1 protein-coding gene is annotated in these 1009 nt (G+C 44.5%); it reads right to left on the bottom strand.

Annotated features, from left to right (window positions below; all coding sequences use genetic code 11):
• A partial coding sequence (locus R8N28_RS27335; protein ID WP_318183931.1) for an autotransporter assembly complex family protein occupies window positions 1-927 on the bottom strand: 927 nt, incomplete at its 3' end.
• Between the last annotated feature and the right edge of the window lie 82 nt (window positions 928-1009).

Raw genomic sequence — 1009 nt, 5'->3', positions numbered from 1 at the left:
GGCGGTGATGGTTTGTTCTGGTTTGGAGAGAGAAAGCGCCGTATTAAAGCTATGACCGCGTGCACTTACCCATGGTTTTTTCCATTTTAAAGTGCCGCGCACACCCGTATCGGTGGAGTAACCAATACCGGTTTCAATCTGGTTTTTCGCAGCAGGCGCTAACGAGACTTTAATCGGCAACTCGCGCCCATCTTCAAGCTTGCTTAAGTCAGGCTCAACAAACACGGAGGAGAACCAATCCGTGTTAGACAGGTTTTGGTTGTATTCACCCACATCAGAGACAAGATAAGGTTCACCAATTTCAAAAGGTCGCATCGACTCAACACGGTTTTCCCAGATCTGGCTTCCCGTAATTTCTACCGGACCAAAGTGATAGCGAATACCGCTGTCGTAGTGCAAACGCACATTGGCTTCATTCAATTCGGGGATCACTTCCAGCTTGTTGAGCTTAAAGTCACCATTGAAGTAACCACGTTGCAAAGCCAGGTTACGAATCCCTGATTTAAGGCTGTCATACTCACCCTGATTTAAAATCCGCCCAACTTTTAAAGGCGATTTGGCGATGAGATTCGCGAATTCTTCATCCTCTTTCGCTTCACCGCTGATCACGACATCCATTACTTTGATCTTAACTGGTAAGCCTTTGTGGATGTTAACGATCAGCTCGTCATTCCCTTCGGAAATAGAGTATGAAATTTTTGCATGATAATAGCCAAGCGCATTCAGCGCTTCAGTGATACTTTGATCCAATCGCGCCTGAAAGCGCAGCGAAGTGGAGTAATCCTTCTCTGGAATCGAAGACAGGTACGCTTTCACGTTATCTTCCAGTGCGCCATCGATGCCTTTAAGCTTTAAAGAAACATCGGCATACGCGCTCTGAGAAACAACCAACAAGCCAACAATGATGGGGAGAGCTTTTTTTATCATGCTTTTTTAGCTGAATGAGGTTAAATAAACGTAAATAATGATAACGCCAATTAAAGGCTAAGTCTGTAATATTAATAGGTTT

This window comes from Vibrio sp. Vb1554 (assembly GCF_033344235.1).
This window is presented reverse-complemented; position numbering and strand designations above follow the sequence as displayed.